The sequence below is a fragment of the Mesorhizobium sp. Primo-A genome (assembly GCF_003997175.1).
GTDB classification, from domain to species: Bacteria; Pseudomonadota; Alphaproteobacteria; order Rhizobiales; family Rhizobiaceae; genus Mesorhizobium; species Mesorhizobium ciceri.
The window spans coordinates 22,016-35,876 of the sequence record NZ_RZTG01000005.1 but is presented as its reverse complement, the minus strand read 5'-3'; the positions used below and the strand labels follow the sequence as shown (position 1 = coordinate 35,876).

15 protein-coding genes are annotated in these 13,861 nt (G+C 63.2%); 13 read left to right on the top strand and 2 right to left on the bottom strand.

Annotation, left to right across the window (positions count from 1 at the left end):
• The first annotated feature begins 8 nt into the window (after positions 1-8).
• The 3 genes from ribH to EOC83_RS10785 are packed head-to-tail and all read left to right on the top strand — an operon-like array spanning position 9 to position 2,208.
• Positions 9-503 carry a 6,7-dimethyl-8-ribityllumazine synthase gene (gene ribH, locus EOC83_RS10795; protein WP_063167766.1) on the top strand — a complete coding sequence of 165 codons (495 nt, stop codon included), beginning with the start codon at positions 9-11 and terminating at the stop codon, positions 501-503.
• Positions 500-1,000 (top strand): transcription antitermination factor NusB, encoded by a 501-nt coding sequence (gene nusB / locus EOC83_RS10790; protein ID WP_013532244.1) that lies wholly within the window; start codon positions 500-502, stop codon positions 998-1,000. Before ribH ends, nusB begins: the two co-directional genes overlap by 4 nt.
• Positions 997-2,208 carry an MFS transporter gene (locus EOC83_RS10785; protein WP_063167767.1) on the top strand — a complete coding sequence of 404 codons (1,212 nt, stop codon included), beginning with the start codon at positions 997-999 and terminating at the stop codon, positions 2,206-2,208. The genes nusB and EOC83_RS10785 overlap by 4 nt, the downstream gene beginning before the upstream one ends.
• A gap of 8 nt (positions 2,209-2,216) precedes the next feature.
• On the opposite strand, the gene EOC83_RS10780 is transcribed toward EOC83_RS10785, so the two are convergent.
• Positions 2,217-2,789, bottom strand: a complete 573-nt coding sequence (locus tag EOC83_RS10780) for an NADPH-dependent FMN reductase (protein WP_013532242.1) — start codon at positions 2,787-2,789, stop codon at positions 2,217-2,219.
• Between the two features lie 204 nt (positions 2,790-2,993).
• Between EOC83_RS10780 and EOC83_RS10775 the strand changes: the two genes are divergently transcribed.
• The 5 genes from EOC83_RS10775 (at position 2,994) to EOC83_RS10755 (ending at position 9,186) form a co-directional block, all read left to right on the top strand.
• Entirely contained in the window at positions 2,994-3,905 is a 912-nt protein-coding gene (locus EOC83_RS10775) for an ABC transporter substrate-binding protein (RefSeq protein WP_013532241.1), read from the top strand.
• 55 nt (positions 3,906-3,960) lie between these two features.
• The gene (locus EOC83_RS10770; protein ID WP_063167768.1) at positions 3,961-5,124 is read left to right on the top strand and encodes an ABC transporter permease; all 1,164 of its coding nucleotides are present in this window, start codon (positions 3,961-3,963) and stop codon (positions 5,122-5,124) included.
• On the top strand, positions 5,121-6,059 hold the full coding sequence (locus tag EOC83_RS10765) for an ABC transporter ATP-binding protein (protein WP_013532239.1): 939 nt from the start codon (positions 5,121-5,123) through the stop codon (positions 6,057-6,059). The genes EOC83_RS10770 and EOC83_RS10765 overlap by 4 nt, the downstream gene beginning before the upstream one ends.
• On the top strand, positions 6,056-6,805 hold the full coding sequence (locus EOC83_RS10760; protein ID WP_013532238.1) for an ABC transporter permease: 750 nt from the start codon (positions 6,056-6,058) through the stop codon (positions 6,803-6,805). Before EOC83_RS10765 ends, EOC83_RS10760 begins: the two co-directional genes overlap by 4 nt.
• 239 nt (positions 6,806-7,044) lie before the next feature.
• Complete coding sequence (locus EOC83_RS10755) at positions 7,045-9,186, top strand: sodium-translocating pyrophosphatase (RefSeq protein ID WP_013532237.1); 2,142 nt, start codon at positions 7,045-7,047, stop codon at positions 9,184-9,186.
• A 272-nt stretch (positions 9,187-9,458) separates the two neighbouring features.
• Here the strand turns inward: EOC83_RS10755 and EOC83_RS10750 are convergent, their stop codons facing one another.
• Positions 9,459-9,971 (bottom strand): outer membrane protein assembly factor BamE, encoded by a 513-nt coding sequence (locus EOC83_RS10750; protein ID WP_013532236.1) that lies wholly within the window; start codon positions 9,969-9,971, stop codon positions 9,459-9,461.
• 114 nt (positions 9,972-10,085) lie between these two features.
• On the opposite strand from EOC83_RS10750, the gene EOC83_RS10745 reads away from it, so the two are divergent.
• The 5 genes from EOC83_RS10745 (at position 10,086) to EOC83_RS10725 (ending at position 13,770) form a co-directional block, all read left to right on the top strand.
• On the top strand, positions 10,086-10,634 hold the full coding sequence (locus EOC83_RS10745) for a ubiquinol-cytochrome C chaperone family protein (protein ID WP_063167769.1): 549 nt from the start codon (positions 10,086-10,088) through the stop codon (positions 10,632-10,634).
• Entirely contained in the window at positions 10,631-11,179 is a 549-nt protein-coding gene (locus EOC83_RS10740; protein ID WP_013532234.1) for a DUF177 domain-containing protein, read from the top strand. The genes EOC83_RS10745 and EOC83_RS10740 overlap by 4 nt, the downstream gene beginning before the upstream one ends.
• 112 nt (positions 11,180-11,291) lie before the next feature.
• The gene (gene plsX, locus EOC83_RS10735; protein ID WP_024504675.1) at positions 11,292-12,362 is read left to right on the top strand and encodes a phosphate acyltransferase PlsX; all 1,071 of its coding nucleotides are present in this window, start codon (positions 11,292-11,294) and stop codon (positions 12,360-12,362) included.
• A gap of 9 nt (positions 12,363-12,371) precedes the next feature.
• Positions 12,372-13,343, top strand: coding sequence for a beta-ketoacyl-ACP synthase III (locus EOC83_RS10730; RefSeq protein ID WP_024504674.1), 972 nt, complete (start codon positions 12,372-12,374; stop codon positions 13,341-13,343).
• Between the two features lie 103 nt (positions 13,344-13,446).
• Positions 13,447-13,770, top strand: coding sequence for an integration host factor subunit alpha (locus tag EOC83_RS10725; RefSeq protein WP_013532231.1), 324 nt, complete (start codon positions 13,447-13,449; stop codon positions 13,768-13,770).
• Positions 13,771-13,861: the final 91 nt, after the last annotated feature.

The window sequence follows — 13,861 nt, the reverse complement described above, 5'->3', positions numbered from 1 at the left end:
AGACTTTTATGGCTGGGACATCCCAACACGGCAAAGCCTTCATTCGTCCGAAGGCGAAGGCGCATCTGCTCATTGTCGAAGCGCGCTTTCACGACGACCTTGCCGACGCGCTGCTCGATGGCGCGACAAGCGCGCTCGATGAGGCGGGCGCGACTTATGACGTCGTCACCGTTCCAGGTTCGCTGGAGATCCCCGCGGTGATCACCTTTGCACTGGACGGCGCGACGGAAGGCGGCACACATTATGATGGCTTTGTCGCGCTCGGCACCGTCATCCGCGGCGACACCTATCATTTCGACATTGTCGCCAATGAATCCAGCCGCGCGCTCATGGATTTGAGCGTGCAGGACTCGGTCTGCATCGGCAACGGCATCCTCACCACCGAGAATGACGCCCAGGCCTGGACTCGCGCCAAGCGCTCGGAAGGCGACAAGGGCGGCTTTGCCGCGCGTGCGGCGCTGACCATGATTGCCCTCAAGGAACAATTGGGAGCGCGATCGTGAGCGAACCCGCTTCGCCCGGGCAGCCCGCGATGCGCCACGCCAACAAGCGCGGCGCTGCCCGTCTGGCCGCCGTGCAGGCGCTCTATCAGATGGATGTCGCCGGCAGCGGTGTCTTCGAGATCACCGCCGAGTACGAGGCGTTTCGCCTTGGCAAGGAAGTCGACGGCGCGCTCTATCGCGAGGCCGATGCGCAATGGTTTCGCGCTATCCTGGCGGGTGTCGTCGAGAACCAGAAGACCATCGATCCGATCATCCGCCAGGCGCTGACCGAGGACTGGCCGCTGTCGCGGCTCGATTCGACGCTGCGCGCCATCCTGCGCGCCGGTGTCTACGAACTGATGAAGCGCGAGGATGTCCCGGTCGCCGTCATAGTCTCCGAATATGTCGACATCGCCAAGGCCTTCTACGAGGAAGACGAGCCGAAGCTGGTCAATGCCGTGCTCGACCGTGTGTCACGCCGGGTGCGTGGCGAGGGGCGCGGCAAGGACGCATCATGACGGCAATCGCCGTCGAGGCAGGCAGCGAGGCGCGCCGCACGGCGCTGATCCTGGCCGCATCGCAGGCGATCATCGGCTCGGCGGCCCCCATCGCCATCTCCGTGGGCGCGCTGGCCGGGCAATATCTGCTTGGCCCCGACAAATCATTGGCGACAGCGCCGATCACCGGCTTCAACATCGGCGTGGCGCTCGGCGCGCTGCCCGCAGCGGCCATCATCCGCAGAATGGGCCAGCGCGGCGGCTTCATGACCGGAACGATCGTCACGGCGCTTGGCGGCCTGATCGCCACGCTTGCGCTTTTTCAAGGGAGCTTCTGGCTGTTTGCCTTTGGCTTGCTCACGATCGGTGTCGGCGGCGCCTTCGTCCAGCAGTTCCGCTTCGCCGCCGCTGACAACGCACCGCCGGAATTCAAGGCGCGCGCCATCTCCTTCGTGCTGGCCGGCGGCATCGTCACCGCTATCCTCGGGCCGCAGATTGTCATCTTCACCCGCGAATCGCTGGCGCCGGTCATGTTTGCCGGTTCGTTCGTGTCCATCCTGCCGCTGGCCGCCGTCGGCGCCATCATCCTGTCCTTCCTGCGGCTGCCGGCGAAAGCATCCGGCAAGGTGGAGATCGCCGACAGCGACGCCAGACCACTGGCTGAAATCGTCACGCAGCCGCGTTTCGTCGCCGCGCTTTTCTGTGCGGTCGGCAGCTACGCGCTGATGAGCTTCGTCATGACGGGCGCACCGCTGGCCATGGTCGGCTGCGGACTGTCGGAGACCGACGCGACGCTCGGCATCTCCTGGCACGTCATGGCGATGTTTGCGCCAAGCTTCTTCACCGGCTCGCTGATCCATCGCTTCGGCGCCGAACGCATTGTGACCACCGGCCTGATCCTGCTCATCGGCTGCGCCATTGTCGCTCTGTCGGGCCTGGCGCTGTGGCAGTTCTGGACGTCGCTGATCCTGCTGGGCCTTGGTTGGAACTTCGGCTTCATTGGCGCGACCGCAATGGTGGCCTCCACCTACCGGCCGTCGGAAAAGGGCAAGGTGCAAGGCTTCCACGACTTCGTCCTGTTCGGCTCCGTCGCCTGCGCCTCACTGATGTCGGGCATGGTCTACAACGCCTGGGGCTGGGAGATGCTGAACTGGATAGTCTTTCCGGTCACCGTCCTGTGCTTCGTGGCGCTGGGCGCGCTGAAGGTGACGAGCGCGCGCCCGGCTTGACGCCAAACCTATGCGTCCGGCGGCAACACCTGAAGCACCCTCGCTATGAACATATGGAACTCAGCCATGTAGTTGCGCAGGAAGTCCTCGGTGGATTCGACCGTCACTTCGCCGTCGTCCGTTATCAGTCCCGGCGTGAACTGGATATAGGCTTCCGGCGCATTCATCTGGGGTGAGTTGCAGAAGCTCAGAACGCTGCGCAGGCTTTGTTGGGCGACAGCGGTTGCGATGGCGCCCGGCGATGTTCCGATGACGGCGGACGGTTTGCGCGCGAATGAATTCTTTCCATAGGGGCGGCTCGCCCAGTCGATCGCGTTCTTTAATCCGCCAGGGATCGAGCGGTTGTACTCCGGGGTAACGAACAGGACGGCCTGAACGGACGCGATCGCCTTTTTGAAATCCCGGGCGACCGGCGGGAAATCCGCATCATAATCGTAGCTGTAAAGAGGCAGATCCCTGAAGGCGATTTCCGTCATTTCAAGTTCCGGAGGAGCCAGTTGAACGAGCGCCTTCGCGAGCTTGCGGTTGATGGATTCCCGGGCAAGACTTCCGATGAGGTAGCCGACTTTGTGTATGGCCATGACACGCTCTCCGTGTTTGCCACCCGCACCCTATGGCATTATCCGCCAGATGGCAGCAGATCGCCAGCGTCGCCTCAAAATCGGCCTTCCGAACAAAAATATTGCGCTGATCCCCCTTGTTATGAAACCGTGTGCCCCGACTGGCCGTTGAAGCCATGCTCATATGCGGTCATCGCGTTTCGGTTCATAGCTAGGGGTTCCACAATGTTTTCAGTCAAGTTTCTGGCCGGCGCGGCATTGGCGCTCGGCATCACGGTGGCTTCCGCCAATGCCCAGGTGGTTGTCTCTTCGAAGATCGACACCGAGGGCGGCGTGCTCGGCAACATCATCCAGCTCGTCCTCAACGCCAACAACATCAAGACATCGGACCGCATCCAGCTCGGCGGCACGCCGGTGGTGCGCAAGGCGATCACCGCTGGCGAGATCGACATCTATCCCGAATACACCGGCAACGCCGCCTTCTTCTTCGAGAAGGCCGACGACCCGGTCTGGAAGGATGCCGCCAAGGCCTATGAAACGGCCAAGAAGCTCGACTACGACGCCAACAAGATCGTCTGGCTGTCGCCGTCGCCCGCAAACAACACCTGGGCGATTGCGCTGCGCAAGGAAGTCGCCGAGACCAACAAGCTCGCCACGCTCACCGACTTCGGCAAATATGTCGCGGGCGGCGGTCAGGTGGTGCTGGCGGCTTCTGCCGAGTTCGTCAATTCGGCGGCTGCACTGCCGGCCTTCCAGACCACCTATGGCTTCACGCTGAAGCCGGACCAACTGATCACTCTCTCAGGCGGCGACACCGCGGCAACCATCGCCGCGGCCGCCAACCAGACCAACGGCGCCAATGCGGCCATGGTCTACGGCACCGATGGCGGCATCGCACCGTCCGGGCTCGTCGTGCTCGACGACGACAAGGGCGTGCAGCCGGTCTACCAGCCGGCGCCGATCATCCGCGAAGCGGTGCTGAAGCAACATCCCGAGATCGAGACGCTGCTGAAGCCGGTCTTCGCCAAGCTCGACCTCGTCACGCTGCAGGAGCTGAATGGTCGCGTGCAGGTCGGCGGCGAGCCGGTCAAGGGCGTCGCCGAGGACTTTTTGAAGAAGAACGGCTTCCTGAAGTAGGACGATTCCGGCGCGCCGCTTTCGTGGCGCGCCGGATCGACTGACGGGGGAGGGCGTGAACATCCGCTTCGACAAGCTCGGCGTGGTCATCGCCGCTATATCAGCCTACGCGGCTTTTGCCGCGCCCTTTGCCACGTTCCGTGCCAACCGCATCGTCCCCGGCCAGGCGCGCTCGATTCTCGAGGCGCTGCCGGCAACCACCGGGACGCTGCTGCTCGTCATGATCGTCGCCGCAGCACTCATCGCGCTGTTCAAGACACCGCTTTCGCTGCGCCTTGCCGCCAGCGTGGTGGCGCTTGCCGCGCTCGCGCTGCTGATCGGCGTCGCCGGAACATTCCTCACGCCGGAGGGCAACACCTTTGCGAGAGTTTCGCCAGCCTCCGGTTTCTGGATTCTGATCTTTGCCTTCACGCTTTTGCTCGCCGATGTGCTGACACGGCTGGACCTGTCGCCATTGGCACGAGTTGGCGTGCTTGCGGTCTCGGCTTTGGCGATCGGGCTGCTGTTGATTTCGGGAAGCTGGGACAATCTGTCGATCCTGAAGGAATATTTCAACCGCGCCGACAGTTTCTGGGCGGAGGGCTCCAAGCATGTAACGCTGGCGCTAGGGTCGCTGCTTGCGGCAGTGGTCGTCGGCCTGCCGCTGGGCATTCTCTGCCATCGTGTCGAAAGTCTGCGCGCCGGGGTTCTCAACGTGCTCAACATCATCCAGACCATTCCCTCGATCGCGCTGTTCGGCCTGCTGATCGCGCCGCTCGGCTGGGTGGCCACGCATGTGCCGGGGGCTGCCGCGCTCGGCATTCGCGGCATCGGCACCGCACCCGCCTTCGTCGCGCTGTTCCTTTATTCGCTGCTGCCGGTGGTGGCCAACACCGTGGTCGGTCTCGCTGGCGTGCCGCGCGCGGCCAACGACGCCGCGCGCGGCATGGGCATGACCGACAGGCAGCGCCTGTTCGGCGTCGAGTTCCCACTGGCCTTTCCAGTGATCCTGACCGGCATTCGCATCGTCTTGGTGCAGAACATCGGCCTCGCCACCATTGCCGCGCTGATCGGCGGCGGCGGTTTCGGCGTATTCGTCTTCCAGGGTGTGGGCCAGACGGCGATGGACCTTGTGCTGCTCGGCGCGGTGCCAACGGTCGCGCTCGCCTTTGCCGCCGCCATCATCCTCGATGCGGTGATCGAAATGACCGCCACCAGGCGCAGGGTTGAAACGGCATGATCGAGATCGAAGGCATTACCAAGCGCTATGACGCGACGACCGTGGTCGATGACGTGTCGATGGTCATCGAGCCGCGCACCATCGCCGTCATTGTCGGCACGTCCGGGTCCGGCAAGACGACGCTGCTGCGCATGATCAACCGGCTGGTCGAGCCGACCTCGGGCATCATCAAGCTCGACGGCGCCGACAATCGTTCGCTGCCCGGCTATGAGCTGCGCCGCAGCATCGGCTACGCCATCCAGGGCCACGGCCTGTTCCCGCATCGCACGGTGGCGCAGAACATTGCCACCGTGCCGGTGCTGCTCGGTTGGGACAAGGACCGCATCAAGGCCCGGGTCGACGAACTGATGACGCTCTATCAGCTTGACCCCGAAGCCTTCGGGCCGCGCTATCCGCACGAACTGTCCGGCGGCCAGCAACAGCGCGTCGGCGTTGCCCGCGCGCTCGCCGCCGAGCCCAACGTGCTGTTGATGGACGAACCGTTCGGCGCCCTCGACCCGATCATCCGCAACAAGGCGCAGGAAGATCTGCTGGCGATCCAGAAGCGCTTCGGCACCACCATCATCCTGGTCACCCACGACATGGAAGAGGCCGTGCATATGGGCGACAAGATCGCGGTCATGGATGCCGGCAAGCTGGTGCAATACGCCAAGCCCGCCGAGATCCTGGCAAAGCCGGCAAGCGCCTTCGTCGAGACCCTGGTCGGCGCCAGCGAAAGGCCGTTCCGGCTGCTGTCGCTCGGTCGGGTCCGCGATGCCGTGGAGAAGGGCTCCGCCGAAGGCGAGGCGATCCCCGGCGACGCCAGCCAGCGTGACGCGCTGGCCGAATTGTTGTGGACGGGCCGGCCGGCGCTGCCGGTCAAAGGCGCCGATGGCAAGCCGCTTGGCCGCGTCACCGTCGACGGGCTGGTGAAGCGCGCGGCGAGGCCCGCATGAAGGCCTGGCTTCCATCGCTGCTCAGACTTGCCCTGGTGATGCTGCTCGTTGCCTTCGTCACCAATCCCGGCTGGTTCGTGCCGCTGCTGAAGCCGCTGACCGAAAACAATGCGCCGGTGATCTACAACCAGGGCAGCCTGCTGACGCTGACATTGCTGCATTTGCGCACGGTTCTGATCGCCACCGTGGCAGCAACCATCGTTGCGGTGGCGCTTGCCATCCTGGTCACCAGGCCCGCCGGCGCCGAATTCCTGCCGCTGTCGCGCAGCCTGGTCAACATCGGCCAGACCTTTCCGCCCGTGGCGGTGCTGGCACTCGCCGTGCCGGCCGTCGGCTTCGGCGAGAAGCCGACACTGATCGCGCTGTTTCTCTATGGCCTGCTGCCGATCTTCGAGAACGCGCTGACCGGCCTGACGACGCTACCTGCCAACGTCGTCGAGGCGGCGCGCGGCGCCGGCATGACCGGTTGGCAAAGGCTCACCAAGGTCGAGCTGCCGCTCAGCGCCCCGATCATTCTCGGCGGCATCAGGCTGTCGGTGGTGATCAGCCTTGCCACGGCGACCATCGGTTCGACCGTGGCAGCCAAAACGCTGGGCGAAGTGATCATCGCCGGGTTGTTATCCAACAATCTCGCCTTCATCCTGCAGGGCGGCCTGATCGTGGCAGCCCTTGCCGTGCTGATCTATGACGGCCTGTCGGCCATAGAGCGCTACACGGCGCGCCGGATGGGCCGGGAGGCAGAGTAGCCACGCCCTGCGTCAGGGCTAATTTCAATCGATCTAATCGCAGGGTGCTGACGGCAGCCGCCGCCTGGTCCCAACCATTTGGGCGAAAGCCGGGCAAAAACCGAACAATATCTTGACGTTCGCAGCCCTGTTTCGCATACACCGCTGCGAAGAGGCGGATTCCGTGCTCGGAATCCGGTCTTTGTCTCAACGGCCCAGGGAGGGGTTCTTTTGGGCCATCAATCGAGGAAAATCCGGCAATGACAATTATTTCCGCCGTCATCGCCTGCGGCCTGCTTTCAATCCTTTACGCCATCTGGGCGACACGTTCGGTCCTTGCGGCCGATCAGGGCAATGCACGCATGCAGGAAATCTCCGCGGCTATCCGCGAGGGCGCACAAGCCTATCTGGCGCGTCAGTACACCACCATCGCCATCGTTGGCGTCGTCGTCCTCGTGCTCGCCTGGTGGTTGCTGTCCATCACCGCCGCGATCGGCTTCCTGATCGGAGCGGTGCTTTCAGGCGCCGCCGGCTTCATCGGCATGCATGTCTCCGTTCGCGCCAACGTTCGCACGGCGCAGGCCGCATCGAACAGTCTCGCTGCCGGCCTCGACATCGCGTTCAAATCGGGCGCCATCACCGGCATGCTGGTTGCTGGCCTCGCCTTGCTCGGCGTGTCGATCTACTACCTCATCCTGACCCACTTCATGGGCCTCCAGCCCAATGACCGCATCGTCATCGACTCGCTGGTCTCGCTCGGCTTCGGCGCATCGCTGATCTCGATCTTCGCTCGTCTCGGCGGCGGCATCTTCACCAAAGGCGCCGACGTCGGTGGCGATCTCGTCGGCAAGGTCGAAGCCGGTATTCCCGAAGACGATCCGCGCAACCCGGCCACGATCGCCGACAATGTCGGCGACAATGTCGGCGACTGCGCCGGCATGGCCGCTGACCTGTTCGAAACCTATGCGGTGACTGTCGTCGCCACCATGGTTCTGGCTGCCATCTTCTTTGGCGGCACCGCCGTGTTGGGTGCGGCCATGCTTTATCCGCTCGCCATCTGCGGCGCCTGCATCCTGACCTCGATCGTCGGCACCTTCTTCGTCAAGCTCGGTTCCAACGGCTCGATCATGGGCGCACTCTACAAGGGCCTGATCGTCACTGGCCTGCTGTCCATCGTCGGCCTCGGCGTCGCCACCCAGGTGACGCTCGGCTGGGGTGAGGTCGGCACGGTCGCCGGCATGGTCATCACCGGCAAGAACCTGTTCATCTGCGGCCTGATCGGCCTCGTGGTGACCGGTCTCATCGTGGTCATCACCGAATACTACACCGGCACCAACAAGCGCCCGGTCAATTCCATCGCCCAGGCGTCGGTCACCGGTCACGGCACCAACGTCATCCAGGGCCTCGCGGTCTCGCTGGAATCGACGGCGCTGCCGGCGATCGTCATCGTCGGCGGCATCATCTCGACCTATCAGCTTGCCGGCCTCTTCGGTACGGCGATCGCGGTCACGACGATGCTCGGCCTTGCCGGCATGATCGTTGCGCTCGATGCCTTCGGCCCGGTCACCGACAATGCCGGCGGCATCGCCGAAATGGCCGGCCTGCCCAAGGAAGTGCGCCACTCCACCGACGCGCTCGACGCGGTCGGCAACACCACCAAGGCGGTGACCAAGGGCTACGCCATCGGCTCCGCTGGTCTCGGCGCATTGGTGCTGTTTGCCGCGTACTCGAACGACCTGAAGTTCTTCGCCGCCAATGGCGACAAATATCCCTACTTCCAGGGCATGGGCGAGATCTCCTTCGATCTCTCCAACCCATACGTCGTCGCCGGCCTGATCTTCGGCGGGCTGATCCCGTATCTGTTCGGCGGCATCGCCATGACGGCCGTCGGCCGTGCGGCGGGCGCCATCGTCGAGGAGGTGCGCAAGCAGTTCCGCGAGGATCCGGGCATCATGGCCGGCACCTCGAAGCCGAACTACGCCCGCGCGGTCGACCTTCTGACCAAGGCGGCAATCAGGGAAATGATCATCCCGTCGCTGCTGCCGGTGCTGGCGCCGCTCGTCGTCTATTTCGGCGTGCTGCTCATCTCGGGCTCGAAGGCGTCTGCCTTTGCAGCGCTGGGTGCCTCGCTGCTCGGCGTCATCGTCAACGGCCTGTTCGTCGCTATCTCGATGACCTCTGGCGGCGGCGCCTGGGACAACGCCAAGAAGTCCTTCGAAGACGGCTTTGTCGACAAGGACGGCGTCAAGCATCTCAAGGGTTCCGAGGCGCATAAGGCTTCGGTGACCGGTGACACGGTCGGCGATCCCTACAAGGACACCGCTGGCCCCGCCGTCAACCCGGCGATCAAGATCACCAACATCGTCGCGCTCCTGCTGCTGGCCGTGCTCGCGCACGGCTGATCTAGGCTTCAGCCCGAAACAACCCGCGGGAGCGATCCCGCGGGTTTTTTGTTGAGCAATGCCATGTCGACGCGTCAACAAGCCGATCTCTTGCATGCGGTAAATGCGCCGGTATCTCATCTACCGGCTTGGGTTTCGACGGCTTAAGCATCGCCGGCAAACATACGGGGATCTTGCCCTGATCGAGGCCACAACAAAAACCCGCAGGATCGCTCCCGCGGGTTTTTGGTCGTCTGAGATGATGAGGCTCCCGGAATGGAAGCCGAAAGGAATTAGGCGCCGCCGCCCGGAATGCTGGGTGCCAGCTTGCTGGCACCGTTGATGATCTGGCTGAGGAAGTTCTGGTCCTTGCCGCCGGTCGGTGTGGTGCGTGAGATGAAGTCGAACATCTTGCCGTCCTTCATCCCGTAATTGGCGATCTGGGTGACGCGGCCATCGGCGCCGAAATAGACCGCCAGCACATGCTGATCAATGAGCCGTGGCTTGTCGAAGGCGACGTAGCGCTTGCGCGTCTGCGAAATGTAATAGAAGGCCTCGTTGTCGAAGGTCGCGGTCGTCGACGGCGTGCCGAGCGCCAGAAGCACCTGCTCGCGGCTCGAACCGACCGGCACCAGGTCGATTGCCTGCTGGTCTATGACGTAACCTTGCGTCAGCGTCTCACTCGGGCTGAGGTCGCCGATCATCTTGGAGGTGTGGCAGGCCGATAGTGCCGAAACGATCATCAGCAGCGAGATCGCGCCGGCGGGCCTGGACGAGAAGGTCGACTTGAAATTCAGCGCGCGCAACAACAACTCCATTAGCTGGCCGCAACTTGCGCTGGGCCGCGAAACCGGTAAACCAGCTTGCTTGCCGATGCAACAAGCCCACTTCAACAAACGGTCCCCAGGAGACCATCCCCAATGTTCCAGCGCTTTTTTGGCCGCGAACGCTACGCCAACCGCGCTATCACCGAGGCGCTTTACGCACAAATCGTGGCGGCGGCGCGGCAGACGGTGTTTTATTCCCACTGGAATGTGCCAGACACGCCGCTTGGCCGTTTCGAGATGCTGTCGCTGCACATGTTCCTGTTCCAGCACAGGTTGCGCGGTGAGAGCGGTGCGGCGCAAGAGGTCGCCCAGGTGCTGATCGACGAGTTCTTCCTCGACGTCGACCATTCGTTGCGGGAATTGGGCATTGGCGACGTTGGCGTGCCCAAACGCATGAAAAAGCTGGCAAAGATGTTTTATGGCCGAACCGCTGCCTATGACGATGCCCTGGAAAGAAACGACCATGAAGCGCTGACCGCGGCTCTTGCCCGCAATGTCCGGCCCGACGCGGGCGCCTGGCTGGAAGCATCGCTGCTGGCCAACTATGTTACCGACGCGCGCAATCATCTGGCCGCGCAGACATCCGAATCGATTGTCTCCGGCACGCTGACCTTTCCCGCCGCCAAGGAGGTTGAACAATGAAGCATGTGGACCCGCAAAGCCCGGTCTCCTTCCGTGCAAACATCACGCGCCTGCCGCAAAAGGGCCTGCCGCTGGTTGTCGAAGCCGATGCCGCACAGCGTGCGGCACTGGCCGAGGAGCACGGGTTGATTTCGGTCGAATCCTATCGCGCCGAGCTTCTGGTCGCGTCGTGGAAGCGCAATGGCGTGAAGATAAGCGGTCGTGTCGAAGCCGACATCACCCAGGCCTGCATCGTCACGCTCGAGCCTGTCGAAGCGCATATCGACGAACCGGTCGAAGCGCTGCTGCTGCCCGAGGATTCCAAGCTTGGACGGCAGGGTTTCGATGGTGGCGGCGAGATCCTGCTCGACGCGGAAGGCCCTGACAGTCCAGAGACATTTTCCGGTGACACGATCGATGTCGGGGCACTCGCCGAACAGTATTTCGGGCTCGCCATCGACCCCTATCCGCGTAAGCAGGGCGCAGCGCTCAACGCCGGCAGCGAGACCGAACCGGCGGAGAATGAATTTCAGCAAAAACTGCGATCCTTGCTGGGAAAATCCTGAAAAGCTCGCCCGCGACGGAAAAGTCGGTTGTGTGGCAGCCCAAAACCGTTATTTTCGCCGAACCTTCGCGGTCGCTAAACGACCTGCCGCCTAACCGTGAGACAAATACCGCGTGATCAGGATTTCCATCGATGCCATGGGCGGCGATCACGGACCAGCCGTGGTCATTCCAGCGCTCATGACGGTCGCGACCCGTCGTCCCGACATCCGCTTCGTCATCTTCGGGCGTGAGGAGGTCGTGCGCCCGGAGCTCGCCAAATTTCCCAAGCTTGCCGAGATCAGCGAATTCTTCCATTGCGAAATTGCGGTCAGGATGGACGACAAGCCGAGCCAGGCGCTGCGCCACGGCCGCTGGAAGTCATCGATGTGGAAGGCCGTCGAAGCGGTCAAGGCCGGCACGGCCGACGCCTGCATTTCCGCGGGCAACACCGGTGCGCTGATGGCGATGTCGAAATTCTGCCTGCGCACCATGGCCACCATCGATCGCCCGGCGATCGCAGCCCTTTGGCCGACATTGCGCGGCGAAAGCGTGGTGCTGGATGTCGGCGCGACCATCGGGGCCGATGCGCAACAGCTCATCGATTTTGCCATTCTCGGCACCGGCATGGCGCGCTCGGTCTTCGGCATAGCCCGGCCCAGCGTCGGCCTGCTCAATGTCGGCGTCGAGGAGATCAAAGGCCAGGAAGAGGTTAAGGAGGCGGGGCGCATGCTGCGCGAAGCCAACATGGCCTCGATGAACTATCACGGTTTCGTCGAGGGCGACGATATCGGCAAGGGCACGGTCGACGTTGTGGTGACCGAGGGCTTCGCCGGCAACATCGCTCTGAAGACCGCGGAAGGCACGGCGCGCCAGATAGCGGGTTATCTGCGCGCCGCGATGAGCCGCACCCTGATGGCCAGGATCGGCTACGTCTTCGCTAAGGGCGCCTTCAACCGCTTGCGCGAAAAGATGGATGTCGGCCGCTCCAATGGCGGCGTTTTCCTGGGGCTGAGCGGGATCGTCGTCAAAAGCCATGGCGGTGCTGATTCTGACGGGTTCGCCGCCGCGATCGAACTCGGCTATGACATGGTCCGCAACAACCTCCTCGACCGTATCGAGGCCGATCTGGACCTGTTTCATGCGCGCAACCCGCGCGCCCTGTCATCTAGGAAATCCGACGTCGTCACCGACGCAAAGGAATAGGAAAGAACTTTGATCAGATCAGTCGTGCGCGGCACGGGCGCCGCGCTGCCCCGCCGAATCATGAAGAATGCCGATTTCGAAGGCATGGTCGAGACCTCCGACGAGTGGATCGCCCAGCGCACCGGCATTCGCCAGCGCCACATCGCGGGCGATGACGAGACGACCGCTTCGCTGGGGGAAGCGGCGGCACGTGCCGCACTTGCCAATGCGGGCCTCACGCCCGCCGACATCGATCTGATCGTGCTGGCGACCTCGACGCCCAACAACACGTTTCCGGCCACCGCCGTCGAGATCCAGAACCGGCTCGGTATGCATCACGGCTTTGCCTTCGACATGCAGGCGGTCTGTTCGGGTTTCGTCTATGCCGTGACCACCGCCGATCTCTACATCCGCGGCGGCCTGGCCAAGCGTGTCCTGGTGATCGGGTCCGAAACATTCTCGCGCATTCTCGACTGGAGCGACCGGTCGACCTGTGTGCTGTTCGGAGACGGCGCCGGTGCCATGATCCTGGAAGCGGGCGAGGGCGCGGGCACGATCGCCGACCATGGCGTTCTGGCGGCCAGCCTGCGCTCCGACGGCACGCACAAGGACAAGCTTTTTGTCGATGGCGGGCCGTCGACGACGGGTACGGTCGGCCATCTCCGGATGGAGGGCCGCGAAGTCTTCAAGCACGCGGTCGGCATGATCACCGACGTCATCGAGGCGACGTTCGCGCAAGCCGGTATCTCAGCCGAGGATCTCGACTGGTTCGTGCCGCACCAGGCCAATAAACGAATTATTGACGCTTCCGCCAAGAAGCTCGGGATAGCTGAGCAAAAGGTGGTGGTTACGGTCGATTTGCACGGTAACACCTCGGCTGCTTCCGTGCCGTTGGCGCTGTCGGTGGCCGTTGCCGACGGCCGCATCAAGAAGGGCGATCTCGTCCTCCTGGAAGCGATGGGTGGCGGCTTCACCTGGGGCGCTGTCCTGGTTCGCTGGTAAGTGCCGAACGGTCCAGTTTCGGTCCTTGACCTTGACGGATCAATTACTTAGGCTCTGCCGTTGTTGTGCCGAATTTTATGTTTTGAGCTGATGGGACGGTCGCATGGGGGGAAAGACACTTACGCGCGCCGACCTTGCCGAGGCAGTTTACCGGAAGGTCGGCCTGTCGCGCACTGAATCGGCCGAACTCGTCGAAGCGGTGCTGGATGAAATCTGCGAAGCCATCGTGCGCGGCGAAACGGTGAAGCTGTCGTCCTTCGCGACATTCCACGTCCGCTCCAAGAACGAGCGTATCGGCCGCAATCCCAAGACTGGCGAGGAAGTGCCGATCCTGCCGCGTCGGGTGATGACCTTCAAGTCGTCCAACGTGCTGAAGAGCCGTATCTTGCGCTCCCATCAGAGCGGCAAGGCCAAAAGCGGCAAGTAATCCTAGAGCGCGGTTGAAAACCGCCACCGCCATGACGCCGGGCTTGAATATTGCTTCATAAACCGCTGAAATAAGCCCCGATTCGGCAGCT

Bases quoted from the DNA above. Each gene is read 5' to 3' on its own strand.
- ribH (WP_063167766.1), top strand. From the start codon at position 9: ATGGCTGGGACATCCCAACACGGCAAAGCCTTCATTCGTCCGAAGGCG.
- EOC83_RS10785 (WP_063167767.1), top strand. From the start codon at position 997: ATGACGGCAATCGCCGTCGAGGCAGGCAGCGAGGCGCGCCGCACGGCG.
- EOC83_RS10780 (WP_013532242.1), bottom strand. From the start codon at position 2,789: ATGGCCATACACAAAGTCGGCTACCTCATCGGAAGTCTTGCCCGGGAA.
- EOC83_RS10775 (WP_013532241.1), top strand. From the start codon at position 2,994: ATGTTTTCAGTCAAGTTTCTGGCCGGCGCGGCATTGGCGCTCGGCATC.
- EOC83_RS10765 (WP_013532239.1), top strand. From the start codon at position 5,121: ATGATCGAGATCGAAGGCATTACCAAGCGCTATGACGCGACGACCGTG.
- EOC83_RS10760 (WP_013532238.1), top strand. From the start codon at position 6,056: ATGAAGGCCTGGCTTCCATCGCTGCTCAGACTTGCCCTGGTGATGCTG.
- EOC83_RS10755 (WP_013532237.1), top strand. From the start codon at position 7,045: ATGACAATTATTTCCGCCGTCATCGCCTGCGGCCTGCTTTCAATCCTT.
- EOC83_RS10745 (WP_063167769.1), top strand. From the start codon at position 10,086: ATGTTCCAGCGCTTTTTTGGCCGCGAACGCTACGCCAACCGCGCTATC.
- EOC83_RS10740 (WP_013532234.1), top strand. From the start codon at position 10,631: ATGAAGCATGTGGACCCGCAAAGCCCGGTCTCCTTCCGTGCAAACATC.
- EOC83_RS10725 (WP_013532231.1), top strand. From the start codon at position 13,447: ATGGGGGGAAAGACACTTACGCGCGCCGACCTTGCCGAGGCAGTTTAC.